Source organism: Pseudomonas sp. C2B4 (assembly GCF_013359695.1).
Taxonomy (GTDB): Bacteria; Pseudomonadota; Gammaproteobacteria; order Pseudomonadales; family Pseudomonadaceae; genus Aquipseudomonas.
In genome coordinates, this window is the sequence record NZ_JABFMU010000002.1 from 233,511 (window position 1) to 258,680 (window position 25,170).

24 protein-coding genes and 1 tRNA gene are annotated in these 25,170 nt (G+C 59.9%); 12 read left to right on the plus strand and 13 right to left on the minus strand.

The genetic code is table 11. The features are described from left to right. Window positions 1–196: 196 nt before the first annotated feature. The 3 genes from HNQ83_RS02735 to HNQ83_RS02745 all read left to right on the plus strand — a co-directional run bounded on the left by HNQ83_RS02735 (window position 197) and on the right by HNQ83_RS02745 (window position 5,324). Entirely contained in the window at window positions 197–1,489 is a 1,293-nt protein-coding gene (locus HNQ83_RS02735) for a GGDEF domain-containing protein (protein ID WP_175387548.1), read from the plus strand. Between the two features lie 85 nt (window positions 1,490–1,574). Beyond that, a complete protein-coding gene (locus HNQ83_RS02740) occupies window positions 1,575–3,371 on the plus strand; it encodes an acyl-CoA dehydrogenase C-terminal domain-containing protein (protein ID WP_175387549.1) in 1,797 nt (598 codons plus the stop codon). A 174-nt stretch (window positions 3,372–3,545) separates the two neighbouring features. Beyond that, window positions 3,546–5,324: an acyl-CoA dehydrogenase C-terminal domain-containing protein gene (locus HNQ83_RS02745; protein ID WP_175387550.1), complete on the plus strand. Its 1,779-nt coding sequence runs from the start codon at window positions 3,546–3,548 to the stop codon at window positions 5,322–5,324. 226 nt (window positions 5,325–5,550) lie between these two features. On the opposite strand, the gene HNQ83_RS02750 is transcribed toward HNQ83_RS02745, so the two are convergent. After that, window positions 5,551–6,480: a LysR family transcriptional regulator gene (locus tag HNQ83_RS02750; RefSeq protein WP_175387551.1), complete on the minus strand. Its 930-nt coding sequence runs from the start codon at window positions 6,478–6,480 to the stop codon at window positions 5,551–5,553. Window positions 6,481–6,650: 170 nt separating this feature from the next. On the opposite strand from HNQ83_RS02750, the gene HNQ83_RS02755 reads away from it, so the two are divergent. From HNQ83_RS02755 to HNQ83_RS02775, 5 genes are all read left to right on the plus strand, one after another. Continuing rightward, window positions 6,651–7,934: an aspartate aminotransferase family protein gene (locus HNQ83_RS02755; protein WP_175387552.1), complete on the plus strand. Its 1,284-nt coding sequence runs from the start codon at window positions 6,651–6,653 to the stop codon at window positions 7,932–7,934. 54 nt (window positions 7,935–7,988) lie between these two features. Then, a complete protein-coding gene (locus HNQ83_RS02760; RefSeq protein WP_175387553.1) occupies window positions 7,989–8,249 on the plus strand; it encodes a hypothetical protein in 261 nt (86 codons plus the stop codon). Continuing rightward, entirely contained in the window at window positions 8,185–8,541 is a 357-nt protein-coding gene (locus HNQ83_RS02765) for a type II toxin-antitoxin system RelE/ParE family toxin (protein WP_175387554.1), read from the plus strand. The genes HNQ83_RS02760 and HNQ83_RS02765 overlap by 65 nt, the downstream gene beginning before the upstream one ends. Further along, window positions 8,534–8,854: a DNA-binding transcriptional regulator gene (locus HNQ83_RS02770; protein ID WP_175387555.1), complete on the plus strand. Its 321-nt coding sequence runs from the start codon at window positions 8,534–8,536 to the stop codon at window positions 8,852–8,854. The genes HNQ83_RS02765 and HNQ83_RS02770 overlap by 8 nt, the downstream gene beginning before the upstream one ends. An 83-nt stretch (window positions 8,855–8,937) precedes the next feature. Continuing rightward, window positions 8,938–9,096, plus strand: coding sequence for a YqaE/Pmp3 family membrane protein (locus HNQ83_RS02775; protein ID WP_003228885.1), 159 nt, complete (start codon window positions 8,938–8,940; stop codon window positions 9,094–9,096). Between the two features lie 116 nt (window positions 9,097–9,212). On the opposite strand, the gene HNQ83_RS02780 is transcribed toward HNQ83_RS02775, so the two are convergent. The 10 genes from HNQ83_RS02780 to HNQ83_RS02825 form a co-directional block, all read right to left on the minus strand. After that, window positions 9,213–11,036 (minus strand): S9 family peptidase, encoded by a 1,824-nt coding sequence (locus HNQ83_RS02780; RefSeq protein ID WP_175387556.1) that lies wholly within the window; start codon window positions 11,034–11,036, stop codon window positions 9,213–9,215. Continuing rightward, complete coding sequence (gene pqqE / locus HNQ83_RS02785; protein ID WP_175387557.1) at window positions 11,002–12,156, minus strand: pyrroloquinoline quinone biosynthesis protein PqqE; 1,155 nt, start codon at window positions 12,154–12,156, stop codon at window positions 11,002–11,004. The genes HNQ83_RS02780 and pqqE overlap by 35 nt, the downstream gene beginning before the upstream one ends. Continuing rightward, the gene (gene pqqD / locus HNQ83_RS02790; RefSeq protein WP_175387558.1) at window positions 12,149–12,424 is read right to left on the minus strand and encodes a pyrroloquinoline quinone biosynthesis peptide chaperone PqqD; all 276 of its coding nucleotides are present in this window, start codon (window positions 12,422–12,424) and stop codon (window positions 12,149–12,151) included. Before pqqD ends, pqqE begins: the two co-directional genes overlap by 8 nt. After that, window positions 12,421–13,173 (minus strand): pyrroloquinoline-quinone synthase PqqC, encoded by a 753-nt coding sequence (pqqC, locus tag HNQ83_RS02795; protein WP_175387559.1) that lies wholly within the window; start codon window positions 13,171–13,173, stop codon window positions 12,421–12,423. The genes pqqD and pqqC overlap by 4 nt, the downstream gene beginning before the upstream one ends. 137 nt (window positions 13,174–13,310) lie before the next feature. After that, window positions 13,311–14,222: a pyrroloquinoline quinone biosynthesis protein PqqB gene (pqqB, locus tag HNQ83_RS02800; RefSeq protein WP_175387560.1), complete on the minus strand. Its 912-nt coding sequence runs from the start codon at window positions 14,220–14,222 to the stop codon at window positions 13,311–13,313. Window positions 14,223–14,304: 82 nt separating this feature from the next. Further along, window positions 14,305–14,379: a pyrroloquinoline quinone precursor peptide PqqA gene (gene pqqA, locus HNQ83_RS02805; protein WP_080591079.1), complete on the minus strand. Its 75-nt coding sequence runs from the start codon at window positions 14,377–14,379 to the stop codon at window positions 14,305–14,307. A 155-nt stretch (window positions 14,380–14,534) separates the two neighbouring features. Beyond that, a complete protein-coding gene (gene pqqF, locus HNQ83_RS02810) occupies window positions 14,535–16,955 on the minus strand; it encodes a pyrroloquinoline quinone biosynthesis protein PqqF (RefSeq protein WP_175387561.1) in 2,421 nt (806 codons plus the stop codon). Window positions 16,956–16,993: 38 nt separating this feature from the next. Next, window positions 16,994–17,788 carry a carbon-nitrogen hydrolase family protein gene (locus HNQ83_RS02815; RefSeq protein WP_175387562.1) on the minus strand — a complete coding sequence of 265 codons (795 nt, stop codon included), beginning with the start codon at window positions 17,786–17,788 and terminating at the stop codon, window positions 16,994–16,996. Window positions 17,789–17,800: 12 nt separating this feature from the next. Then, window positions 17,801–19,483 carry an NAD(P)/FAD-dependent oxidoreductase gene (locus HNQ83_RS02820; RefSeq protein WP_175387563.1) on the minus strand — a complete coding sequence of 561 codons (1,683 nt, stop codon included), beginning with the start codon at window positions 19,481–19,483 and terminating at the stop codon, window positions 17,801–17,803. Window positions 19,484–19,713: 230 nt separating this feature from the next. Beyond that, window positions 19,714–20,175 carry an Lrp/AsnC family transcriptional regulator gene (locus HNQ83_RS02825; protein ID WP_007980298.1) on the minus strand — a complete coding sequence of 154 codons (462 nt, stop codon included), beginning with the start codon at window positions 20,173–20,175 and terminating at the stop codon, window positions 19,714–19,716. Between the two features lie 177 nt (window positions 20,176–20,352). Here HNQ83_RS02825 and HNQ83_RS02830 point away from each other — a divergent pair, with 177 nt between their 5' ends. Continuing rightward, on the plus strand, window positions 20,353–22,707 hold the full coding sequence (locus HNQ83_RS02830; RefSeq protein ID WP_175387564.1) for a glucose/quinate/shikimate family membrane-bound PQQ-dependent dehydrogenase: 2,355 nt from the start codon (window positions 20,353–20,355) through the stop codon (window positions 22,705–22,707). Window positions 22,708–22,813: 106 nt separating this feature from the next. Next, window positions 22,814–23,434, plus strand: a complete 621-nt coding sequence (locus tag HNQ83_RS02835) for a peptidase M41 (protein WP_175387565.1) — start codon at window positions 22,814–22,816, stop codon at window positions 23,432–23,434. A 101-nt stretch (window positions 23,435–23,535) separates the two neighbouring features. Here HNQ83_RS02835 and HNQ83_RS02840 read toward each other — a convergent pair whose 3' ends face one another. Then, window positions 23,536–23,823, minus strand: a complete 288-nt coding sequence (locus tag HNQ83_RS02840; RefSeq protein ID WP_175387566.1) for a DUF3077 domain-containing protein — start codon at window positions 23,821–23,823, stop codon at window positions 23,536–23,538. A 549-nt stretch (window positions 23,824–24,372) separates the two neighbouring features. Between HNQ83_RS02840 and HNQ83_RS02845 the strand changes: the two genes are divergently transcribed. Beyond that, entirely contained in the window at window positions 24,373–24,738 is a 366-nt protein-coding gene (locus tag HNQ83_RS02845; protein ID WP_175387567.1) for a type II toxin-antitoxin system RelE/ParE family toxin, read from the plus strand. Next, a complete protein-coding gene (locus tag HNQ83_RS02850; protein WP_175387568.1) occupies window positions 24,731–25,036 on the plus strand; it encodes an XRE family transcriptional regulator in 306 nt (101 codons plus the stop codon). Before HNQ83_RS02845 ends, HNQ83_RS02850 begins: the two co-directional genes overlap by 8 nt. A gap of 44 nt (window positions 25,037–25,080) precedes the next feature. Here HNQ83_RS02850 and HNQ83_RS02855 read toward each other — a convergent pair. Then, window positions 25,081–25,157, minus strand: a tRNA-Ile gene (locus HNQ83_RS02855). Window positions 25,158–25,170: the final 13 nt, after the last annotated feature.

Here is a 25,170-nt window from a genome sequence, read left to right on the forward strand (position 1 = left end):
TGCTTGAAAAGGGCCGATGGCGGGTGTCGTATCCGGTTACGCATCTCGTCAAAAAAACCTCGCCCAATCGCTCAGTAAGTCAGGGCTTCTGCCGTTAACAATGATGGCCATGTGACCTTGGTCAGAATGTGTGTGCTTATTGACCTGCATTGCAGGCACAATGCCATCAATTGCTATGACGGTCGGAGCTTTACCCTTGCCGCGTTCTTCCGCTGTACGTTTCAGTCATTTTCTGCCGTCATTGCTGCTGTTACTGGCGGGGCTTGCCGCTGCCTACGTCAAGGATCTGAACGTCTTCTTCACCTCGCTGTTCAACGTGCTGCCCACGTTGGTGCTGCTGCTCGGCGGTGCCTACTGCGCGGTTTACCGGCGCCAGCGTGAACTGTTCCTGATGGTCACGGTGTACATCGCCTACTTCCTGCTCGACACCCAGACTGACTACTACCGCGACAACGGCAAGGTGCGGGAAGACGCCGCGGTGGTCTTCCATTTGTGCTGTCTGCTGCTGCCCTTGTTGTTCGGCGTGTTCGCCGCCTGGCAGGAGCGAACCCACCTGTTCCAGGACATGGTGGCGCGTTTCGCCGTGTTGCTGGCGGTGGGCAGCGTGGCATTGGGGGTGGAACAAAGTTACCCACAGGCGCTGCTGATGTGGCTGTCGGAGATCCGCTGGCCAGCCTTGCACGGCGCGTGGATGAGCTTGATCCAGTTGTCGTACCCGGTGTTCATCGCCTCCTTCCTGCTGCTGTCCTGGCAATATTGGCGCAACCCGAGACCGCTGCATGCCGCGCAACTGGTGGGCTTGCTCGGGCTGTTCTGGATGTTGCCGAAAACGTTCATATTGCCGTTCACCCTGAACATCATGTGCAGTCAGGTGATGTTGATGATTGCCGCCGCCGTGGCCCATGAGGCTTACCAGATGGCCTTCCGTGACGAGCTGACGGGGCTGCCGGGACGCCGCGCGTTGAACGAGCGCATGCAGCGTCTGGGACGCAACTATGTGCTGGCGATGAGCGACGTCGACCACTTCAAGAAATTCAACGACACCCACGGCCACGATGTCGGCGACCAGGTGTTACGCCTGGTGGCCAGCAAACTGGCGAAAATCAGTGGCGGCGGCAAGGCGTATCGCTACGGCGGTGAGGAGTTTGCCCTGGTGTTTGCCGGCAAGACCGTGGAGGAGTGCCTGCCGCACCTGGAAGTGATCCGCGAATCCATCGCCACCTACAACATTCATCTGCGCAATCAGGACAGCCGTCCGCAGGATGACAGCCAGGGGCGTCAACGTCGCTCCGGCTCCAGCGCTTCGAGCGTGTCGGTCACCGTCAGCATCGGCGTCGCCGAACGGGTTGAGCAACGTACCCCCGAAGAAGTGCTCAAGTCCGCCGACCAGGCGCTCTACAGCGCCAAGGGCGCCGGGCGTAACTGCGTCGTGGCGTTCGGGCAGAACCGCCGTGGTGCCGTGCGCAGGGACGCTGCCACGGCTGAGTGATGATGGCGCATTCAGCGTCTGGACAGTGATTGTGGGGCGTGGTCGGCGGCAGTAGGTTGAAGAAATCTGCTGACGGAGAATGACCATGCCCGAGTACAAAGCTCCCTTGCGCGACATGCGCTTTCTGATCGACCACGTCTTCGACTTTCACGGCAACTACGCGGCATTGGGTGCCACGGACGCCAGTCCGGACATGATCAATGCGATCCTCGAAGAAGGTGCAAAATTCTGTGAGAACGTGTTGTCCCCCCTCAACCGCAGCGGCGACGAAGAGGGCTGCCATTTCGACAATGGCGTGGTGACGACGCCCGCCGGCTTCAAACAGGCTTTCGCCCACTATGTGGAAGGCGGCTGGCATGGCCTAGCGGCGGATCCGGCGTACGGTGGCCAGGGTTTGCCCAGCTCCCTGGGGCTGGTCATCAGCGAAATGGTGGCGTCCAGCAATACGTCGTGGGGCATGTACCCCGGCCTGACCCACGGTGCGATGTCGGCGATCCACGCCCATGGCACCGAGGAGCAGAAACAGACCTACCTGAGCAAGCTAACGGCCGGCCAATGGACCGGCACCATGTGCCTGACCGAGGCCCATTGCGGCACCGACCTGGGCATCATCAAGACCCGTGCCGTGCCTCAAGCCGACGGCAGTTATGCAATCTCCGGCAGCAAGATTTTCATCTCTGCCGGTGAGCACGACATGAGCGATAACATCATCCACCTGGTGCTGGCGAAACTGCCCGATGCGCCGGCCGGGACCAAGGGCATTTCGCTGTTCATCGTGCCCAAGTTCCTGCCCGATGCAGCAGGCGAAGCAGGGGACCGCAATGGCGTGTCCTGCGGTTCCATCGAGCACAAAATGGGCATCAAGGCCTCGGCCACTTGCGTGATGAACTTCGACGAGGCCAAGGGCTTTCTGATCGGTGAAGCGAACAAGGGCCTGAACTGCATGTTCACCATGATGAACCACGCGCGGCTGGGCACCGGCATGCAGGGTTTGTGTCTGGGCGAGGCGAGTTTCCAGGGCGCGATCAAGTACGCCAATGAGCGTTTGCAGATGCGTGCGCTGACGGGCCCGAAAGCCCCGGAAAAAGCGGCCGACCCGATCATCGTTCATCCGGATGTACGCCGGATGTTGTTGACCATGAAATCCTTCAACGAAGGCAATCGCGCACTGACGTATTTCACCGCGCAGTTACTGGATGCCGCGCATCTGGGAACCGATGAAGCGGCGCGTCAGGAGGCAGAAGACTTGTTGGCGTTCCTGACGCCGATCTGCAAAGCCTTCATGACCGAAACCGGCCTGGAAGTGACCAACCACGGCATGCAGGTGTTTGGCGGCCATGGCTTCATTCGCGAATGGGGTATGGAGCAACTGGTGCGCGATTGCCGTATCGCGCCGATTTATGAAGGCACCAACGGCATTCAGGCGCTGGACCTGCTCGGACGTAAAGTCCTCGGCAGTCAGGGCAAACTGCTGCGAGGCTTCACCCGAATCGTTCACAAGTTTTGCGCGGCGCACGCGGATCATCCGCAATTGGCCAGCTATGTGGCTCAGCTCAATGAGCTGAATCAGCAATGGGGTGAACTGACGACCCGTATCGGGATGGCCGCCATGAAGAATCCGGATGAAGTCGGGGCTGCCTCGGTGGATTACCTGATGTACAGCGGCTACATCATCCTCGGCTACTTGTGGTTGCGCATGGCGTTGGTGGCGCAGGCACAGCTTGAAACGGGTGAAGGCGATGCCGATTTCTGCCGGGCGAAACTGGCGACCAGCGAGTTTTACTTCAAGCGACTGTTGCCACGTACTGCCACACACCGGGCGGCGATCGAGGCGGGGAGTGATTGTCTGATGCAATTGCCGGCGGAGTTGTTTGCGTTGTAAGCACTCAACTCTGTTTCAAGGAGCCCGCCTTGCGCGGGCTTTTTTCTGCTGACTAAAAATTACAAAACAGTCATGTGCTGACCCTATGTGTCGCAAAAGTTGATGAGTTACACTCGGAAACATCGAAAACACCATTCCTGTGAATCACCTGTATTAGATCTTGCGAGGTTTGCCATGGCTGACTACAAAGCGCCCCTGCGCGATATGCGCTTCGTCCTCAACGAAGTTTTCGAGGTCGCCAAACTCTGGGCCGAGTTGCCGGCGTTGGCCGAAACCGTTGATGCTGAAACCGTTGAAGCCATTCTCGAAGAAGCCGGCAAGGTCACCAGCAAAAGCATCGCCCCCCTGAGCCGCGCAGCTGACGAAGAAGGTTGCCACTGGGCGGACGGTGCCGTCACCACGCCGGCCGGTTTCCCACAGGCTTATCAGACCTACGCTGAAGGCGGTTGGGTCGGCGTTGGTGGCGATCCGGCGTACGGCGGCATGGGCATGCCCAAGGCGGTGTCGGCCCAGGTCGAAGAAATGGTCAACTCCGCGAGCCTGTCGTTTGGCCTGTACCCGATGCTGACCGCCGGGGCTTGCCTGTCGATCAACGCCCACGCCAGCGAAGAGCTGAAAGCGGCGTACCTGCCGAACATGTACGCGGGCGTCTGGGCCGGTTCCATGTGCCTGACCGAGCCGCACGCCGGTACCGACCTGGGGATCATCCGCACCAAGGCCGAACCTCAGGCCGACGGTTCCTACAAGGTCAGCGGCACCAAGATCTTCATCACCGGCGGTGAGCACGACCTGACCGAAAACATCATTCACCTGGTGCTGGCCAAACTGCCGGACGCCCCGGCGGGCCCGAAAGGCATTTCGTTGTTCCTGGTGCCGAAGTTCATGGTCAATGCCGATGGCAGCCTGGGTGCGCGTAACCCGGCCAACTGCGGTTCGATCGAACACAAGATGGGCATCCAGGCGTCCGCGACCTGCGTGATGAACTTCGACGAAGCCGTGGGTTATCTGGTCGGCGAGCCGAACAAAGGCCTGGCGGCGATGTTCACCATGATGAACTACGAGCGCCTGGGCGTTGGCATCCAGGGGCTGGCCAGCGGCGAGCGCTCCTATCAGAACGCCGTCGAATACGCCCGTGACCGTCTGCAAAGCCGTTCGCCGACCGGCGCGCAGAACAAGGACAAAGTGGCTGACCCGATCATCGTCCACCCGGACGTGCGTCGCATGCTGCTGACCATGAAAGCCTCGAACGAGGGCGGTCGTGCCTTCTCGACTTATGTGGCCATGCAACTCGATACGGCCAAGTTCAGCGAAGACGCCGCCACCCGCAAACGCGCGGAAGACCTGGTGGCACTGCTGACCCCGGTGGCCAAGGCGTTCCTCACCGACCTCGGCCTGGAAACCACGGTCCACGGCCAGCAAGTATTCGGCGGTCACGGTTACATTCGTGAATGGGGCCAGGAGCAACTGGTGCGTGACGTGCGCATCACCCAGATCTACGAAGGCACCAACGGCATCCAGGCGCTGGACCTGGTGGGGCGCAAGATCGTCGGCAGCGGCGGGGCGTTCTACAACCTGTTCGCTGACGAGATTCGTCACTTCACGGCGACTGCCAGCGCTGATCTGGCAGAGTTCACCAAGCCGTTGAACGATGCCGTGACCACCCTCGACGAACTGACGGCCTGGTTGCTGGACCGGGCGAAAGCCAACCCGAACGAAATCGGCGCCGCTTCGGTGGAATACCTGCAAGTGTTCGGTTATGTCGCCTACGCTTACATGTGGGCACTGATGGCCAAGGCTGCTTTCGGCAAGGAAGCGCAGGACGATTTCTACGCCAGCAAGCTGGGTACGGCGCGGTTCTACTTCGCCCGCCTGTTGCCGCGGATTCACTCGTTGAGTGCCTCGGTGAAAGCCGGTAGCGAGTCGCTGTTTTTGCTGGACGCCGCGCAGTTCTGACAATGTAACGTCATGTAAGCATTCTCTTACATGACGTGCTGCTTTTCTCCCATAGAAGCAGATTGGATCCACAGCTAATCTACTTCCCATGGACGTCGCGCAGGAAGCGCAAAGCAACAACACGGACACGTAGGATTCTGCCAGGATGGCGGAGTGAAATGGATGTCAGGGAAACAGTCTGCAAAGCCCCGCTTCGGCGGGGTTTTCTTATGCCTGCGAAAAAGTTTCAGCTCAGGCCATCCAGCTCCGGCGGGCCGCTCAAACGTTCATCCGGCCGATTCATCACCTCTTCAAGCAAGGTCCGCAGCAACGCGAGCGAGGCCTGCTGCCGTTGCACATCCCTGCACACCAATCCTACTTTCAGTGGCACCCTCGGTTCGCTCAGGGGCTTCCACAGCAACTCCTTATTGCCATGAGCCTTTTGCGAACGCCCCGGCAGCACCGTCGCCAATCGCGTGTGCGGCAGGCTGTCGAGTATTCCGGCCATGTTGTTCAGTTCTGCCTGCACTTGTGGCCGTCGCCCCAGATTTGCCAGTTGCGCCTGCCAGATTTGCCGCACTTGGAACTCCTCGCCCAGTAACAGCATTGGCAGCTCGGCGGCCTGGCTCATGGACACCTTCTTGAATTCGCGCAGTGGATGCTCCGCCGGGATGACAAGGGTCAGTTCATCTTCGTACAGCATCACGCCATGCAGTCCCGGTTGCCGGGGCGGCAGATAGCTGATGCCGATATCCAACGAACCATTGAGCAGTCGTCGCTCGATCTCCAACCCCGTCAATTCGTAGATCTGCACCACCAGATGCGGCTGCGCCTTGCGCACCCGTTCAAGCATCTGCGGCACCAGGCTGGTATGGACCGTCTGCAAGACACCGATGGCCAGTGTGCGCAACGCCTGGCCCTTGAAATTGCCGAGCGCTTCGCGGGCCCGTTGCAGGCCGTCGAGCAAGGGCAGGGCATGGTTGTACAGCGTGTGGGCCGCCAGCGTCGGCAACAGGCGTTTGCTGCTGCGCTCGAAGAGGCTTACATCGAGTAACTGTTCGAGGTGACGGATCTGCTGGGACAGGGCGGGTTGCGAGATCGACAGCCGTTCGGCGGCGCGCCCGACATGACCTTCTTCATAGACCGCGACGAAATAACGCAGTTGCTTGAAATCCATAAGTATTACTTATCGAAAATGCTCGGAAATCGAAATGGCTCAACGCCGTGTCTGCCCCTAGTCTAACCGCATTCATAAGGCTTACAGGGGCCACAGAACGCGATGAATACCGATTACTTCGAGGGTGTTTGCATAGGTAAGGCAAAACACCCCAAACGAGGGTTGAACCCATGAATCTGTTCAACCTGCGCCGTCATTCACCGAGTCTCGATGATCTGGTGGCGGGCGCTTCCTTTTCCTACAGGGACGACATCCTTTCCAGTGAGTGTTTGATGCCAAGTGTCGAGCGGCCGCAACAGGTGTTCGTCCGTGGCCAGGGCTCATGGCTGTGGGACAGTGGTGATCGTGCGTATCTGGATTTTTCCCAGGGCGGTGGGGCCAACAGCCTCGGCCACAGCCCCAAGGCACTGGTCAGTGCGATAACAGCGCAGGCCCAGTCGTTGATCAATCCTGGCTTCGGCCTGAATAACCGCGGCCTGCTCAACCTTGCCGAGCGCCTGTGCCTGAGCACCGGCAGCGACCAGGCGTATTTGCTCAACACGGGCAGCGAAGCCTGTGAGGCGGCGATCAAACTGGCGCGTAAGTGGGGTCAGCAACATCGCAGCGGCGCTTCGCGGATTATCGTTGCCAGCAACGGCTGCCACGGTCGTAGTCTGGGGACGATGTCGGCGTCGGACAGTTCGACGCTGACGAACCGATTCGAGCCGCAACTTCCGGGCTTCAGCCCTGTGCCGTTCAACGACCTCCCGGCACTGCACGCCGCCGTGGATGAGCGGACCGTGGCGATCATGGTTGAGCCGATCCAGAACGAGGCCGGAGTGATTCCGGCCACGGCGCATTACCTCAAAGGCGTGGAGCGTCTGTGCCGAGAACTCGGCATCCTGCTGATCCTCGACGAAGTGCAAACCGGCGTCGGTCGCTGCGGCACCTTGCTCGCCGAACAGACCTACGGCGTACGGGCCGATATCGTGGTCCTCGGCAAAGGACTGGGCGGTGGCGTGCCGCTGGCCGCCCTGCTGGCGCGGGGCAAGGCCTGCTGCTTTGAAACCGGTGAAATGAGCGGCACCCATCATGGCAATGCGCTGATGACCGTGGCAGGCCTGGCGGTGCTCGACAGCGTTCTGGACAAGACATTTCTGGAGCATGTCGGAGAAGTCGGTCAGCACCTGCGTGAGGGGCTGCAGCGGTTGTCCCATCGTTATGGCCACGGCGAATTGCGCGGCCAAGGACTGCTTTGGGGGCTGACCCTTTCAGACGATTGCGCCGATGCCGTGGTCAAGGCAGCGTTGTACGAAGGTCTGCTGCTCGATGCCCCGCAACCCGACTGCCTGCGCTTTACCCCGGCGCTGACCGTCAGCAAGGCCAACATTGACGAAATGCTCCTGCGCCTGGCCCGCGCCTTCTCCCGAGTACGTACCGCGCAAGTGCAGTGCCGCAAAGGCATCTGCGTCTGACCGGACACGCCCTGCCCGAACTCCCGAACCGTCTCGCGGTATAACGCACGCCCCATGCCTGATTTTTTTGGCGTGGGGCTTTTTTTGTGGCCGGGTTTTGCTAGCGATAATTTCGGCTTGAGTGGTTGCCGGATCAATGGCTTTTTAGAGGAGCGTCGGCAAGGAGCGCCGGTGCCATTGCAACCACATTGTTGTTGCGATGCCTTTGAGTTCTATACCACCTGGTGGTATGTTTTTGGAAGGGATGCCAATGTCACCAAGGCTGTTCAAGACAAAACGTTTTGCAATGCAGGCTGCGAAGGCATGGATCGGTGATGACGAACTTCAAGAGGCATTCGCCGAGATGCTCAGGGGGCAGGCGGTCGATCTTGGTGGTGGAGTCTGGAAGAAACGATTGAATGCCAATCGGCATCGGTCGATTCTCTTGGCTAAGGGTGATCGTTACTGTGTTTATCAGTTTCTCTATGCCAAGAAGGATCAGAGCAACATCACTCCGAGGCACTTGGCCGATTTACGTGAATTAGCCAAGACATACGGAGGGATGACCGAGATCGAAGTCCAGCGCTTGCTGGATATCAAGGAGTTTATGGAGATACCCCATGAGTAAAAAATACAAAAGTGAAATAGCGGAGTCGATCCACGAATCGGCTAGTGCCCTGTATGCCATCGGCGCAATCAGCAAGGCGACCATGCGCAAATTCGATGAGTCATGCCTAGCCACGGTTCCGGATGAAATCTCGCCAGAGCAGATCAAGGCGCTGCGTGAGCGCAACAATGTCAGCCAGCCGGTGTTCGCCCGCTACTTGAACACTAGCCCTTCCACCGTCAAACAGTGGGAAGCAGGTGATAAGCACCCCAGCGGTATGGCGTTGAAGCTGTTGAGCATTGTTCAAAAGCATGGCCTGGAAATCCTGGCCTGACTGATTTGGCTGAACCCTGCCACGCAGCACAGGTCGATTGCATGTAGGCTCGCACGAGCCGACTTCATTCAGGAGCTGACCCCATGGATTTTATTCGCATCATCATCGCCATTCTGTTGCCACCACTGGGTGTGTTTCTGCAAGTGGGATTTGGCGGGGCGTTCTGGCTGAATATTCTGTTGACCCTGTGCGGTTATATTCCGGGGATCGTGCATGCGGTGTACATCATCGCCAAGCGTTGAGTTTTGTGTTGCCGGGTAGATAGCTTTCGCGAGCAGGCTCGCTCCCACAAAGTTTGCGTGCACCGCAGATCCTGTGGGGGCGAGCCTGCTCGCGAACGGGGCGACGAAATTTCTGATCAGTCCCCCTGATCCATCACCCGCCGATAAAACAGCCACTCCTGCTCCAGCGCATGGGCCTGGTTGCCGGCCTTGCGGAAGCCGTGGCGTTCGTCCGCGTAGTAATGGGCTTCGACCAGAACGCCGTTGTTCTGCAGGGCTTCGACCATGTCGCGGGTCTGCTGCGGCACGACCACGGCGTCCAGTTCTCCTTGAAAGAAGATCATGGGTACGCGGATATTGCCCGCATGCAGTAACGGTGTTCGTGCGGCGTAGCGCTCGACGTCCAGCACGGGATCGCCGATCAGCCAATCCAGGTAGTCGCCCTCGAACTTGTGGGTGGCCCGACCAAGCGCGACGGGATCGCTGACCCCATAGAGGCTGGCGCCGGCCCGGAACACGTTGTGGAAGGCCAGTGCGCACAGCGTGGTATAGCCACCGGCGCTGCCGCCGCGAATGAATGCCTTGTCGCCGTCGATCAATCCGCGTTCGGCGAGATGACTGACCACCGCGCAAGCGTCTTCGACATCCACATCACCCCAACTCAAATGCAGGGCCTGACGATAGGCTCGACCGTAGCCGCTGCTGCCACGGTAGTTGAGGTCGGCCACGGCGAAACCGCGCTGCGCCCAATACTGGATACGCGGGTCGAGCATCGGATAGCACGCCGAGGTCGGGCCGCCGTGGATAAACACCACCACCGGCGGTCGTGCATCGCCAGTCATTGCCGGATAGAAGAAGCCGTGAGCTTCCCCCGCGCCGCTTGGATAGCACAGGGTTTGCGGGCGGCTGATCTGTTCGGCTGGCAACGGTGCGATGCCGCCGGCCAGCACCTGGGCTTGGCTGGTCTGGCGGTCGATGGCGATGACCGCCGAAGAACTGATCGGCGAGGCCGCGATGCAATAAATGAATTGCTCATCCAGGGCGAGGCTGCGAAAGCGGCTGTAGTCGCCCGTAAACTCTTCACAGGTGGCCCCACAAATGCCCAGTCGGCCAAAACCGCCTTCGGTCCAACTTGCCAGATAGTGGTCCTCGCCCAGCGGTAACCAGGTGCATCCACCGAGTTGCCATGGGGCCGGGCCATGATCGGCGGCCGCGCTCGGCAAAGGGATCAGGCCGTTCGCCGATTCCACCCAGGGTTGCCAGTAACCGCCACGATCCGTCAGGCAACACAACTGGCCGCAGCTATCAAAACGTGGTTGTTGCAGGGACTCTTGAGCTTCATTGCCGGCCACGCAATGGGCAGGGCCAAAGTCACCGTCACCTTGACGTTCGGCAATCATCAGGCGGGTTGCGGTCCAGGGCTGATCCGGCCGACTCCATTCAATCCAGGCCAAGCGCCGCGTATCAGGACTGAGCGTTGGGGCCGCGTAGAAGTCAGCGCCTTCGGCCAGTAAATGGCGCTTGCCGTCAGCCAGATCGATCGCCACCAGACGATGTCGGTCTCGGTTTTCTTCAACTGCCAGCACCTGGCCGTTGGCGAATTGCAAGTCGCCGTAGCGGCAGATACCGGATGTCAGCACCACGGGCTCGCCCTGCAGTGATTGGCGATACAGTTGCTGATCGGCCTCATTGACGAAAACCACCCCATCGTCCGTCAGACAAAACGCACCGCCGCCATATTCGTACACCCGACTGCGTACGCTGAAATCCGGCGGCGTCAGGCATTTCGTGGTGCCATCGCGCCAATGCCAGATACGGCAGGCGGCATCCTCCGGGCGATACTCGTTCCAGAACAGGCCCTGTGGGCCAACCTGCAGTTCGGCAAAATCGATACCGGCTGCAACGGCTCTGGCGGCGCTGAGGGGTTCAGCTTTTGGCGATGAGGCGTGAGTTTCGTTCATTGCGAAAGGCCAGTTGTTCGATGGTCTGGGTCGCGTGCTCAGCCTCTTCGCGGGCCTTGAGAATCACGCCGTGATGTTGCGATTTGCTGCACACCGGGTCGGCGTTGCTCGCATCACCCGTGAGCATGTACGCCTGGCAGCGGCAGCCGCCGAAATCTTTTTCCTTCTCATCACAGGAACGGCAAGGCTCAGGCATCCAGTCGTATCCGCGAAAACGGTTGAAGCCGAACGAGTCGTACCAGATGTGCTGCATGCTGTGGTCGCGCACGTTGGGAAACTGCACTGGCATCTGTCGGGCGCCATGACAGGGCAGCGCGGTTCCGTCCGGCGTGACGGTCAGAAAAATACTGCCCCAGCCGTTCATGCAGGCTTTGGGGCGTTCTTCATAATAGTCCGGCGTGACGAAAATCAGCTTGCACGGATGCCCTTCGGCTTCGAGTTTGGCGCGGTATTCATTGGTGATTCGCTCGGCGCGCACCAGCTGTTCCCGGGTCGGCAACAACCCGACGCGATTAAGCTGCGCCCAGCCGTAGAACTGGCAGGTGGCGAGTTCGACGAAATCCGCCTCAAGGGCAATGCACAGCTCGATGATGCGGTCGATCTTGTCGATGTTGTGCCGATGGGTCACGAAATTCAGCACCATCGGATAGCCATGAGCCTTCACCGCGCGGGCCATTTCCAGCTTCTGCGCGAAGGCCTTTTTCGAACCAGCGAGCAGGTTGTTCACCTGTTCGTCGCTGGCCTGGAAGCTGATCTGGATATGATCGAGGCCGGCCTTCTTGAAATCACTGATTTTCTGCTCGGTCAGGCCGATGCCGGAGGTGATCAGGTTGGTGTAGAAACCCAGCTTGCGTGCCTCGGCAATCAGCTCGGCGAGATCCTGACGCACCAGTGGCTCGCCACCGGAAAACCCCAGTTGTGCCGCGCCCATTTCCCGCGCTTCGCGAAACACCTTGATCCATTGCTCGGTGCTGAGTTCTTTGCCTTGCTCGGCGAAATCCAGCGGGTTGGAGCAGTACGGGCACTGCAGCGGGCAGCGATAGGTCAGCTCGGCCAGCAGCCACAGCGGCAGGCCGATATCCGGTTTGGGCGGTAACTTGTCTGACGCAGTTTCAGGCAAGTTCGATCCAGTGCTGAGCACGGGCGACCTCCATGAATTGCTCGATGTCGTCACCGAGCTCCGGCACGCCGGGGAACTGTTGGTCGAGTTCGGCGATGATCGCCGCGACATCGCGCTGGCCATCGATCAGACCGCCGATCAACGCGGCGCTTTCATTGAGTTTAATCATGCCTTCGGGGTACAACAGCACATGGCCTTTTTGCGCCGGCTCGTACTGGAAGCGGTAACCGGGACGCCATGCCGGAGTCTTGCTGCGATCGAAACTCATAACGTAATTCCCTTATGCCAGACCCGTTGCCCGGTCACGCTGTGATAGGGCGGGCGATTGAGTTCGTAGGCCATGCTCATGGCATCGAGCATGCTCCAAAGAATGTCCAGTTTGAACTGGAGAATTTCCAGCATGCGCTCCTGACCTGCCCGCGTCGTGTAATGCTGCAGTGTGATTGCCAGACCATGCTCGACATCACGGCGCGCCTGGCCCAGGCGCGTGCGGAAGTATTCGTAGCCGGCCGGGTCGATCCACGGGTAATGCTGCGGCCAACTGTCCAGGCGCGACTGGTGGATCTGCGGCGCGAACAGTTCGGTCAGCGAACTGCTGGCGGCTTCCTGCCAGCTGGCGCGTCGGGCGAAGTTGACGTAGGCGTCCACGGCGAAGCGTACGCCGGGCAGTACCAGTTCCTGGGAACGCAGCTGATCCGGGTCGAGGCCAACCGCCTGGCCCAGACGCAGCCAGGCTTCGATGCCGCCGTCTTCGCCGGGGGCGCCGTCATGGTCGAGCAGGCGCTGAATCCACTCGCGACGGATCTCGCGGTCCGGGCAGTTGGCCAGAATGGCGGCGTCTTTGAGCGGGATGTTCACTTGGTAGTAGAAACGGTTGGCGACCCAGCCCTGGATCTGTTCGCGGGTGGCCCGACCTTCATACATCGCCACGTGGTAGGGGTGGTGGATGTGGTAATACGCGCCCTTGGCGCGTAGCGCGGCTTCGAATTCGGCGGGGGACATTGGGGTGTCGGTCATTGCGGTTCTCCGGGAATGGGCCCTGGATGTTTGGTGCTAGTACCGGCCTCTTCGCGAGCAGGCTCGCTCCCACAGTTGATCGCATTTCCCTGTGGGAGCGAGCCTGCTCGCGAATGACCGCGCAGCGGTCTTAATTCCTACAGCACAATACTCATGCCGTCATACGCCACTTCAACATTGCGCCGATCCAGTTCCGCCCGCTGCGGCGAATCTTCGTCGAGGATCGGGTTGGTGTTGTTGATGTGGATAAGCACCTTGCGCTGTTCCGGCAGTTGCTCGAGCACTTCGAGCATGCCGCCGGGCCCGTTCTGCGCCAGGTGGCCCATTTCCCGACCGGTACGGGTGCCGACGCCACGGCGCTGCATTTCGTCGTCGTCCCACAGCGTGCCGTCCACCAGCAGGCAATCGCTGCCGGCCATGATCTCCAGCAGCGGTGCATCGACCTTGCCCAGACCCGGTGCGTAGAACAGTTTACCGCCGGTGTTCAGGTCCTCGACGATCAAGCCGATGTTGTCGCCCGGGTGCGGATCGAAGCGGTGCGGGGAGTAGGGCGGCGCGGCGCTGCGCAATGGCAGCGGGGTGAAACGCAGGTTCGGGCAGGCCGGGATGCTGAAGCACTGGTCCAGTTCGATTTGGTTCCAGGTCAGCCCACCGTTCCAGTGGGTCAGCATGTTGAACAACGGAAAGCCGGTGCTCAGGTCTTCGTGGACCATGTCGGTGCACCAGACCTGATGCGGGCACCCTTCGCGCAGCATGAGCAGGCCGGTGGTGTGGTCGATCTGGCTGTCCATCAGGATGATCGCGCTGATGCCGGTATCACGCAGGGCGCGGCCCGGTTGCATCGGGGCAAAACCCTGGAGCTGGGCACGGATGTCCGGTGAGGTGTTGCACAGCACCCAGTTCACGCCGTCATCGGAAATCGCGATGGACGACTGGGTTCGCGCCTTTGCCCGAAGGCTGCCATCGCGAAAACCTGCGCAATTGGCGCAGTTGCAGTTCCACTGGGGGAAACCGCCGCCGGCGGCGGAACCTAGAATCTGGACGAACATGGATGCTCCATCATTTCAATGCTGAAAATAAAACGCCTCGGGATCACCGAGGCGTTGTGCTGCATGTCTGCGAAAGCAGAAATTAGCGGCTGGCGAAGTACATGGTGACTTCAAAGCCGATACGCAGGTCGGTGTAAGCAGGTTTGGACCAGGCCATGGGGGCGCTCCTTGAGGTGATGGGACAGTTGAGACCTATACATATAGTCCACCTCCAGCCGGAGATGTTCAGATAGTTAGGTAGCTATGTTACTTAAAATTTCACAAGAATTGGCTGCAAGTGTTCGAGAAAGTTAATTGCAGCCCCGGTAATGATCATTTTGCCGCTTGCCAAGGTGCGCCGGGGCACGGCCCGCTGGACAGGCAGCGCCATCCGCCCTCGGCCTGAATCAGGCGGTGGGCGGCGGCGATTAGTGCAGGTCGGTCCATCTTCAGAATGGCCGCGGGCAGTTGCACCAGATAATCCGACGAATGGCCAGCCAGCTTGCCCTGCCAGAGCAGTTCGACGGCTTGGGCAGTGGGCAATGTTTCAATGGAGAGTTGATCGGCCAACGCTTGGCGCGCAGTGACGAAATGTTCGTCGTCGATGCCGCCGAGGGTGCCCGGCAGTGCGTTCAGGAACTGCTCGATGTGTTGCAGCAGATCCAGGGGCGCAACGCTTGGCGATTGCACGCCGAACAGCAACCCGGTTTGTCCGTGCATCTGGCGCAGGGCACTGAACACCGCATAACCGAGTTGCAGGTCTACTCGCAGACGCTGGTAGAACGGCGTCTGACACAGGTGTGCGAGCAAACGCCACGCGGCGTCGTCGGCGATGTCTGTCGAGGCTGTCGGACAGAACAGCAGCAATGCGTGTTCGCTGGAGCCGGTATCGATGGCGCTCCAGAGGTGCTGCCCTTGAATAGACGACGGTGGTGTCAGCTGATTGTCCGGTGTGCCGGGGATGCGACTCAACGCCAGTCCCATTGCTGCCTGGGTCTGGGGGCTAAGGCCCGTCGCCAGGCCATCCCAACGAGCAGTCGACCGGAGTTGCAGCAAGTCATCCGAACTCGCGGTGTGCTCAAGGCAGTGACCGGGCAATGCCTTGAGCAGTTGCCGGATCGCTATGGGGGCCGGTTCATTTTGAACGCCACTCACATCAGGGTTGGCCAGCGCTTTCAGCACATGTTCCAGGACTGTGGGCATCGGCTCCTGCAGGCCGGTCATTTTCAGGAGCCATTCATTCCCCGATGCGCTGAAGGCAACGTCGACACCTGCCTGGTGCGCTTCTTCCTTCAGCGGCTGCAGGTTGTTTTCGAGGTTCGACTGCAGGTGCTTTGCAGGTGTCGCCTCGAGGCGCCAGCGCACGTAAACCGCACCTTCGGCGGTGTTATCCGGCAACGCGTGGCTAAATTGCATGGGCGAGCGTTCACGGCGGACACGCGAGCGGTCCTGGGCAAACGTTCGCAAACCCCGGTGAGCGCTGGTCTGCCCGCGAATCAGCCCGGCGTTCGGTGCCTCTGCCTGCGAGCGCAAAAATGGATTGGGTGTCGGCAATTGCCATGGACCGCTGAAGTTATCCACAGCGCCGATCTGTTGAAGGATTGTGTTGAGCGCTGTCACGCCTTGCTCGGATAACCCGGCTTCATGCTGTTCGCTGTCCAGGCGCGCCAGGTGCATGGCGCCGCTGACGTGCTGCTGACGCTGGAGCAGGGTGGCGTACTCGTTGTGCAATCCGCTCAAGTCTTGTCGGGCGAAAAAGCCGAGCCAATCCAATAGTTGTTCGCGGATTGCTGATGGCGACACCGTGTTTTTCAATGTGAACGCTACGTGCAGCAAGGCCTGCCCGGTGAATTGATACAGCGAAGCCGCTTTCAGGCTGTCGATCCAGCCGCGATTGCGCAACCCGGCCAGCAGTCCACCGGGTTTCGCGGAATTCAGCCAATGGCACAGGAACGCCAAGGCTTCTGGGGATGAGTCGGGTAACGCTTCAAGGGCGAACAAAAGATCCAGCCGGCGTTCGTTGACCTGTTGATAACTGCTTTCAGAAACATCCATCAGCGGAGCAGGCGCTTGTTGCGGGACCGCTTTGCCTTGAGGGAGGGCATCCGCAAACGCTTGGGCCAGCGCCTTCAACTCTTCGAGCGGTTGAGGGCCCACCAGGCTCAAAGTCATTTGTCCGGCTTGATAAAACCCTTGGTAGAAATCCTTCAATGCTTGCTGAAACCGGGGTTGCTCAATCGGCAGGCTGTCGCGGTTGCCAGCGTGAAAGCCCCGCAGGGGATGATGCTCGGAAAGCCCATCGAATAGCGCCAGATGCTGCTGGGCAGCCGCATCCTGCGACCAGGCGACAAATTCCGCCTGCAGAACTTCCCGTTCCCGCTGCTGATCATCCGGATTCATACGTGGATGGGCGAGCATGTCTGACAGACGCTCCAACCCACCGGCAAAGGCCTGAGGTGGCAACTCGAAAAAGTAGTCGGTGGTGCGTTCGCTGGTCCGCGCGTTCACTTGACCGCCATGGCCCTGGACGTAGGCCATCAGCCCTTGGCCCGCAGGAAAGCGCTCGGTCCCCAGAAACAGCAGATGCTCAAGGAAGTGCGCCATGCCCGGCCAGGCCAGTGGTACGTCGTGGCTGCCGACACCGACACGCAATGCCGCAGCGGCGCGCTTCAGGTCGGGCGCATGGCGCAGCGTCACCCGCAGGCCGTTGGCCAGGGTTTCAGTATGGGGGCGAGGGGGATTCGGCGCAGGCATGGGCACTTCCAGAACAGTGAAGTGCCAATGCTAGCGGATTAGCGCTTGTTCAGCGCGCCGTAAAGCTCGGGACGGCGATCGATCAAATAGCGATTGGCAGCGCGGGAATCGACCATCAGCTGTCGATCCAGCTCTCCGACAATCAGCGCCTCATCGAGGCCGGCCTGGGCAATACGACTGCCATCCGGCGCGGCGATACTGCTCTGACCGCAATAGTGGATATCACCTTCGTGACCGCAGTAATTGGCGTAAGCCACGTAGCACTGGTTTTCGAAGGCGCGGGAGCGAACGGTGACATCTGCGACGAAATCAAAGGGAATCATGTTCGCCGTCGGTGCCAGGATCAGCTCGGCGCCATCGAGGGCCAGGCGGCGGGCGTTCTCCGGAAACTCCAGGTCGTAGCAGATCAGGAAGCCGAGTTTCCAGCCGTTGAGCTCAACCACGGGGAATTCGTTGGCTCCAGGACTGAACATCGAGCGGTCAAGATCACCGAACAGATGGGTTTTGCGGTAGTTGCAGACGCGCTCGCCCTGGGCGTCGATCAGCTGTACGGCGTTGTAGATCTGCCCGTCCTCGGTTCGCTCGGGATAACCATACAAAATGGCGATCCCGGCGGCTCGGGCGATGTGCGCCACTTGCTGCGCCGACTCACCGTTGTGCACCTCCGCCAGTACACTGACGGCATCGACGCCGATGTTGTAGCCGGTCAGGAACATTTCCGGCAGCACCAGCAAATCAGCGCCTTTGGCTTCCTGCGCCAGCTGCTGCAGGCGTTGCAGGTTGCCGGCGACATCCAGAGGCAGCGGTGGGCATTGGTAAAGGGCTACGCGCATCGGGGATTCCTCTTACTCGGGCAGGGCGATAGGGCCTATGTCTTTGAACACATCACCCGGGCCCGGGTTCTCTTTATGTGTCGCGCCGCCGAAATGCTTCATGATGCCCCACACCGCGTTGAGCGACGTTTGCACCGCGCCTTCAACCCAGGCCGGCGTCCACGAAACGTCATCCCCGGCAATGAAAATCCCGCGCTGTTCCGCTGGCATGTCGTCCTGCATGAAGTGCGCGTACATGCGCTGGTTGTAGCGGTAGTGGCCGGGCAGGGCGCCTTTGAACGCGCCGAGGAAGTGCGGGTCGGCTTCCCAGGATACGGTGATCGGATCGCCGATGATGCGTGCGGCGATATCGACTTTTGGGTAGATCTTTTTCAAGGCATCCAGCGCCAGTTTCACGCGTTTTTCCACCGGGTGCGGGAGCATTTTCAGCGCGTCGCTCATCCACGAATACGACAGGCAAATCACCCCTGGCTTGTCGTCGCCGTTATCGAACAGGTAGGTGCCACGGGTCAGGCGATCGGTGAGGGTCATGCTCATCAGGTCGCGGCCGGTTTCCGGGTCTTTGTCCTTCCAGAATGGGCGGTCGACCATCACGAAGGTTTTCGACGACTGCATGTAGCGGGTGCGGTCCAGGGCCATCCACATTTTTTGCGAGAACAGGGTTTCTTCGCATTCGATCTGAGTGGTCAGCAGCCAGCTCTGGCAGGTGGTCAGCACCGCGGCATATTCGCGGGTGTCGCCGTTGTTGTCGGTGACCGCAAAACGGCCGCCCGGCGCGTGAGCGATTTTCTTCACCCCGGAGCGTGGAGCGCCGCTGTGCAGCGACTTGAGGCTGGTACCTTGCGGCCAGTGCACGCAGCGTTCAGGTACATGGCGCCAGATGCCCTGAGGCACCTGTTCCACACCACCGACCACCAGATGTTGGTGATCGTCGCAGTTGGTCATCACTACGCGGAAGATTTCCAGCATCGAGTTGGGGAAGTCCGAGTCCCAGCCACCGGTGCCGAAACCGACCTGGCCGAACACTTCGCGGTGATGGAACGACAGTTTGGCAAAGGCTTTGGAGGTGGCGACGAAATCGTAGAAGGTGCGGTCGTCCCACAGCGGTACGAGGGTGTTCCACAGCTCCTTGAGGCGCGGAACGTCGCGGTCGCGGATCGCTTGCTGGATATCGGAGAACTGCGAGCCGGCTTCCAGGGCGTCGGCCCAGGCGTCAGCCACTTCCTGGAACAGTGCAGGAAGATCCGCCAGTTTCTGTGCGTAATGGGTTTTGCCTTCCAGATCGATCACGGTGCTGCCGGAGGCGGGCGTCAGCGGGTTCGGGAAGGGCTTGGTCTCAAGACCCAGCTTGTCGACGTAGTGATAGAACGCGGTGGACGACACCGGAAAACGCATGCCGCCCAACTCGGCGACAATGCCGTCGGTGCCATTGAACGCTTGGGAGCGCAGACGACCGCCCAGCTTCGAAGCCTCATACACGACGGGCTTCAGGCCAAGTTTCATCAGCTCGTAAGCGGCCACCAACCCGGCGATACCGGCGCCGACAATCGCCACTTCGGCACCGTGATTGTGCTCGGGAATGCTGCCCAGGCCGGCCGGGTGTTCGATCCAATCGTCGAAGGCGAAAGGAAAGTCCGGACCGAAAATGGTGACTGGTTTTTTACCGTCTGCAGGATGGCGATTGTTCTTGTTCATGGCTGACCTTACTGGCGACCGGACGCGGGGTGCGCGTCTGAGTATAGGAAAAGATGCCAGCCATTCTAGAGAGCGTAGAACACGTTAATAAGACGCAAAGTGTCGTCGTTTTGCTAATTAAACAATCAATATGACGAGCATGTTAATCGAAGTGACGATGCAGCTCCTTGTGGGAGCGAGCCTGCTCGCGAAAGCGCCAGCCCGGACACCACCCATTCAAGATTGAAACCTCAAACCGGCTGCCCCCGATCAATCTTGCTACTCAAAATGATCGAAGTCGTCGTCTTCTCCACCCCATCCACACTGCCAATCTGATCCAGCAACTGATCCAGTTGCTCCGGCGAATCGGTGCGTAACCACGCCACATAATCAAATTCGCCACTCACCGCACATAACTGCTGCACCTGGGCCATGGCGCTGAGCCGCCGCAACACCTCCTTGCCGGAGCGCGGCTGAACCGTGATCCCCACATACGCCTGCAATCCACCGTCCACCACTCGCTGGCCCAGTCGCACACCATAACCGGTGATCACTTTGGCTTTTTCCAGCCGTGCCAGGCGCGAAGTCACGGTGGTCCGGGCGATGCCCAGTTGCCGGGCAAGCATGGCTACACTCTCACGGGCATTGATTTGCAGGGCGGCAATCAACTGGCGGTCGATTTCGTCGAGAACGGGCGGGCGAGTGTCAGGCAAAGGGGCGTCTCCAGCGGTATAGATCGGTGGATGAGCATGTTACAGGCACATTCCGCGCAACGGCTGTGTGATCTGATTTCACGACCGTTCGTGCCATTTTTGCCTGCGACAAATTGCCATAAGTAACTAGGTAGTACATTATTCCGCCCCTTGTCACAAATGGGGATAATTTCCGACATGAATAATTCTGGGGCTGCCGCCGGCAGCAAGTGGCTGCTGGCGGGGCTGGGTGTCCTGATCGCGCTGATCGGGCTTGGCCTGGTTGGCGGTGGCGGTTATCTGATCGCACTGGGCGGCAGCGGGTATTTCCTGCTGATGGGCCTGGCAATGCTGGTTTCCGGTCTGATGATTGCGCGCCGCAAACCGCAGGGCGCGTGGCTGTATGGCCTGGCGCTGATCCTGACGGCGATCTGGGCGGTGTGGGATGCCGGTTTTGAATATTGGCCTCTGGTTTCGCGGGTACTGACGTTCGCGGTGATCGGTCTGGTCGTCGCGTTGATCTACCCGACGCTGGTACGCGCTTCGGGCGCGACGGCGAGCCGTGGGGCCTATGGCCTGGCCGGTATCCTGGGCGTCGCTGTCGTCGCAACCATGGCCTACATGTTCGTGCCGACCCACGTGGTCAAGGCCAGCAGCGAGCCTGCGGTCACACCGGTTACACCCGGTACCGAGCAGAAAGACTGGGCGCATTGGGGTAACACCACCGCCGGCAATCGCTTTGCCGCGCTGGACCAGATCAACAAGGGCAACATCGACAAATTGCAGGTGGCCTGGACCTTCCGTACCGGTGACATCCCGCAAAGCACCGGTGCTGGCGCTGAAGACCAGAACACCCCGCTGCAAATCGGTGACACGGTCTACACCTGCACCGCTTACGGCAAAGTCTTCGCTCTGGACGCCGACACCGGCGCCCAACGCTGGAAGTTCGACCCGCAAGGCACCGCGCCCAACTGGCAGCGCTGCCGTGGCCTGGGCTACTCCGAGACGCCGGTGTCTTCGGACAATCAGCCAACAGCCTGTGCGAAACGTCTGTTTCTGCCGACCGGCGATGCGCGCCTGATCGCCATCAATGCCGAAACCGGCAAGCCTTGCGAAGAATTCGGCAACCAAGGCACCGTCGATCTGACCACCGACATGGGCGAAGTGAAGCCTGGCTACTACCAGCAAACCTCGACCCCATTGGTCGCTGGTGATGTGGTGATCGTCGGCGGCCGCGTGGCCGATAACTACTCCACCGGCGAACCGCCAGGCGTGGTCCGAGCCTACGACGTGCGCAGCGGTGAGCTGGTGTGGGCGTGGGATCCGGGCAACCCGAACACCACCAAACGCCCTCCAGCCGGTGAGACTTACACCCGGGGCACGCCGAACGTCTGGTCGGCCATGTCCTACGACGCCAAACTCGGTCTGGTCTATCTGCCGACCGGCAACGCCACCCCGGACTTTTTCGGCGGTCAGCGCACCGAGTTCGATGACAAGTGGAGCTCGTCCATCGTCGCCCTCGACGTGAAGACCGGTCAGGTGCGCTGGCACTTCCAGACCACTCACCACGACCTGTGGGACTTCGACTTGCCGGCGCAACCGCTGCTGTACGACGTTCCGGACGACAAGGGCGGCATGCAACCCGCGCTGGCACAAGTCACCAAACAGGGCGAGATCTTCCTGCTCAACCGCGAAACCGGCGTGCCTATTGCCCGCGTCGAAGAACGCCCGGTACCGCAAGGCCATGTGCCCGGCGAACGCTACTCGCCGACCCAGCCGTTCTCGGTGGACATGCCGTCCATCGGCAACAAAACGCTGACCGAGTCCGACATGTGGGGCGCCACACCGTTCGACCAGTTGATGTGCCGCATCCAGTTCAAGGGCATGCGCCACGAAGGCGTCTACACCCCGCCGGGCATGGACCGCGCTCTGCAATTCCCGGGCTCTCTGGGTGGCATGAACTGGGGCAGCGTCTCGGTTGATCCGAACAGCAACTACATGTTCGTCAACGACATGCGCCTGGGCCTGGCCAACTACATGATCCCGCGCGACAAGATCGGCGCCGGGGCCAGCGGTATCGAAATGGGCGTTGTCCCGCAGGAAGGCACACCGTTCGGCGCCATGCGCGAGCGCTTCCTCTCGGCGGTCGGCATTCCGTGCCAGAAACCACCGTTCGGCACCATGTCCGCCATCGACCTCAAGACCCACAAACTGATGTGGCAAGTCCCGGTCGGCACCGTGCAGGACACCGGCCCGCTGGGCATCCGCATGCACCTGCCGATCCCGATCGGCATGCCAACCCTCGGCGCCTCCCTGGCCACCCAGTCGGGCCTGCTGTTCTTCGCCGGCACCCAGGACTTCTACCTGCGTGCTTTCGATACCGGCAACGGCAACGAGATCTGGAAATCGCGTTTGCCAGTGGGCAGCCAGTCCGGGCCGATGACCTACGTATCGCCGAAAACCGGCAAGCAGTACATCCTGCTGACGGTGGGCGGTGCGCGCCAGTCGACGGACCGTGGGGACTATGTGATTGCCTACGCCTTGCCCAAGTAAGGGCTGACAGGCAGGTACGAAAAAGCCGCGCAATTGCGCGGCTTTTTTCTGTGTGAAAATTCAGTAGAGCTACAGTCACTCGTAGTCGAACGGGAGATCCGACGCGATGGAAACCAAGAAGATGCCGCCCGCTGTACGGGACCATGCCTTGCAGATTGCCCATCACGAGATGGGGCACTACGTCGTGGCCCGGGCACTGGGGTTTGAAACAGGGGGCGTGACGCTGACAGTGACCAGGGACCTGAGACACAAAGGGGGTGCGACCATCAGCCTGGTGCGACCCATAACGTCGATGGAAGCCATGAAGGAATACCTTGAAGCCCGGATGATGGTCCTGTTTGCGGGCGCCATGGCGCAGACTTTACCTTCAGCGCGTGCACGCGAGAAACGTGTCGATAAAACGAAAGCGATCGCCATCCTCAACGGCGCATTTGGGGCGGAACGGGATGACGCAAAGATCAGGGAATTGCGGCAGCTGCTTCGCAACATCACCCATCCCGATACCGATCCGGCAGCGTGCGACCGCATCACCGTCGAGCTGAAGGCGATCAACGATCATCTGTGGTTGCGCACTCAGGAGATCGTCGAAGCATTGACAGGCACCATTACCGAACTCGGAGAGGCATTGGTAGAGCGCATGGTCCTGGTCGAACAGTGGGGCAGGCCGGCGGAAACCTACGAGGTTGTGTTGACGCGGGAAATGCTTGAACGGTTGGCCCCTCTGTAGGAGCGAGCTAGCTCGCGAAGGTCGTGAACGAAAACGCGTAAATCGAGATGCCCCGCGGCGTTCTCGGGTTTTTCGCGAGCAAGCTCGCTCCTACAGGTTCCTCAACTGATTGGCCTGCGCGTCAGCACCTTCACCACATCATCAATTACCGCTTTGCTCATCGTCGTCAGATAGTGCGCTGCCCAAGCATGGCGGTCAGTATCTTTGGCGAACGCGGCGTCCACGGTCAGGGATTTGGCGAGGAACAGCAGGTCGGAGGCTTGAGCCAAGGCGTCGGCAATGGGGACGTCGCGGCATACGTGGAAGAGTGGTTGGTTGGAGCAGTAGAGGAAGGGGGTGAAACCGATGGTTTTTAGTTCTGAGGGTTCGGGCGGATTTGTTTTCGTCATGGTGCAGCTCCTAATTTGAGGTGCTGTCACATTCGTTTCCAAGCGAATGGGTGACAGCTGTGCGCAGGTTGGAAAACCGGGAAATTAGGAAACCGGCACGCCCGAAGACGTCCCGCGCACAGCCGCCATAACTCGATGGGCAAACCGTTGCGTCCAATTTCATCGGGTTTCCAAGCCCGATCGCTGAATGGTCAGCGACGTCCGGAGACTATCCCGTCGAAGAAAAGCGCAACAAGGCGGCAAATTGCCCAAAAGCAAGATTCGGAGTTTGCCTACAAGACCCTACGGCGTCATCCGATATTGCGGCACCTGAAGTAAGCAATGTTTAAACGGAAAACACGCAAAAAGCTCGTGATTGACGCGTCCTGACAACATTTCAAACGCCTCAATGACCTCTCATGAGCCATCAATCAAGTGGGGGCCCAGGTTCAACGGTCAGGTGCTGGAAACGGTCATTAACAATTTTGGGAAGTGCCAAGCGTGGTCGGGTGGCCGCTCTAGCTCATAAAGTTATTCCCTTGAGATCATATTCCTTGGGTGGCATATTGTATGGGCTGGGATATTGAGTACACCGATCAGTTTGGAGTCTGGTGGGAGGGGCTGGATGTGCAAGAACAGGCTTCGGTTTCGGCCAGCGTCGATTTGCTGGAGCTCTTCGGGCCAGGGCTACGCTTTCCCCACAGCAGTGACATCAAAGGCTCTCGATATGGCAATCTCCGAGAGCTGAGGGTCCAGCATGCGGGGCGACCTTATCGTGTGCTGTATGCATTTGATCCACGTCGATGCGCTCTACTTTTGATCGGAGGGGACAAAACCGGTCAGGGCCGTTGGTATGACGAGAATGTCCCGTTGGCCGACAAGTTGTATGGCGAACATTTGGAAACACTGCGTAAAGAGGGCCGCAACGATGGCTAAGAAATTTTCTGAACTTCAAGCTCGCATGACGCCGGAATCTCGAGCTAACGCAGAGCGGCTATTCCAGCAGCACCTGAAAGAAATGCCCTTGCATGAGTTGCGCAAGGCGCAGGAACTGAGCCAGGAAACGCTGGCCAAGACACTACATGTCAACCAGGCGGCAATCTCCAAGATGGAGCGGCGTACCGACATGTACATCAGCACGTTGCGCAATTACATCCGCGCCATGGGCGGTGAACTGGAAATCATCGCAACCTTTCCCGAGGGGCAGGTAAAGATCGAGAACTTTTCCAACTGAACAGTCAGACACGAAAAAGCCGCGCATTGCGCGGCTTTCTTGTTTGGTGGGCCCACACGGACTTGAACCGTGGACCAAAGGATTATGAGTCCTCTGCTCTAACCAACTGAGCTATAGGCCCCAGTGGTCGCGGA

Bases quoted from the DNA above. Each gene is read 5' to 3' on its own strand.
- HNQ83_RS02830 (WP_175387564.1), top strand. From the start codon at position 20,353: ATGAATAATTCTGGGGCTGCCGCCGGCAGCAAGTGGCTGCTGGCGGGG.
- HNQ83_RS02820 (WP_175387563.1), bottom strand. From the start codon at position 19,483: ATGAACAAGAACAATCGCCATCCTGCAGACGGTAAAAAACCAGTCACC.
- HNQ83_RS02755 (WP_175387552.1), top strand. From the start codon at position 6,651: ATGAATCTGTTCAACCTGCGCCGTCATTCACCGAGTCTCGATGATCTG.
- HNQ83_RS02740 (WP_175387549.1), top strand. From the start codon at position 1,575: ATGCCCGAGTACAAAGCTCCCTTGCGCGACATGCGCTTTCTGATCGAC.
- HNQ83_RS02845 (WP_175387567.1), top strand. From the start codon at position 24,373: ATGGGCTGGGATATTGAGTACACCGATCAGTTTGGAGTCTGGTGGGAG.
- HNQ83_RS02840 (WP_175387566.1), bottom strand. From the start codon at position 23,823: ATGACGAAAACAAATCCGCCCGAACCCTCAGAACTAAAAACCATCGGT.
- HNQ83_RS02775 (WP_003228885.1), top strand. From the start codon at position 8,938: ATGGATTTTATTCGCATCATCATCGCCATTCTGTTGCCACCACTGGGT.
- HNQ83_RS02780 (WP_175387556.1), bottom strand. From the start codon at position 11,036: ATGAACGAAACTCACGCCTCATCGCCAAAAGCTGAACCCCTCAGCGCC.
- pqqB (WP_175387560.1), bottom strand. From the start codon at position 14,222: ATGTTCGTCCAGATTCTAGGTTCCGCCGCCGGCGGCGGTTTCCCCCAG.
- HNQ83_RS02765 (WP_175387554.1), top strand. From the start codon at position 8,185: ATGTCACCAAGGCTGTTCAAGACAAAACGTTTTGCAATGCAGGCTGCG.
- HNQ83_RS02770 (WP_175387555.1), top strand. From the start codon at position 8,534: ATGAGTAAAAAATACAAAAGTGAAATAGCGGAGTCGATCCACGAATCG.
- HNQ83_RS02850 (WP_175387568.1), top strand. From the start codon at position 24,731: ATGGCTAAGAAATTTTCTGAACTTCAAGCTCGCATGACGCCGGAATCT.
- HNQ83_RS02750 (WP_175387551.1), bottom strand. From the start codon at position 6,480: ATGGATTTCAAGCAACTGCGTTATTTCGTCGCGGTCTATGAAGAAGGT.
- pqqF (WP_175387561.1), bottom strand. From the start codon at position 16,955: ATGCCTGCGCCGAATCCCCCTCGCCCCCATACTGAAACCCTGGCCAAC.
- HNQ83_RS02745 (WP_175387550.1), top strand. From the start codon at position 3,546: ATGGCTGACTACAAAGCGCCCCTGCGCGATATGCGCTTCGTCCTCAAC.
- HNQ83_RS02760 (WP_175387553.1), top strand. From the start codon at position 7,989: ATGCCTGATTTTTTTGGCGTGGGGCTTTTTTTGTGGCCGGGTTTTGCT.
- pqqC (WP_175387559.1), bottom strand. From the start codon at position 13,173: ATGACCGACACCCCAATGTCCCCCGCCGAATTCGAAGCCGCGCTACGC.
- HNQ83_RS02835 (WP_175387565.1), top strand. From the start codon at position 22,814: ATGGAAACCAAGAAGATGCCGCCCGCTGTACGGGACCATGCCTTGCAG.
- HNQ83_RS02815 (WP_175387562.1), bottom strand. From the start codon at position 17,788: ATGCGCGTAGCCCTTTACCAATGCCCACCGCTGCCTCTGGATGTCGCC.
- pqqD (WP_175387558.1), bottom strand. From the start codon at position 12,424: ATGAGTTTCGATCGCAGCAAGACTCCGGCATGGCGTCCCGGTTACCGC.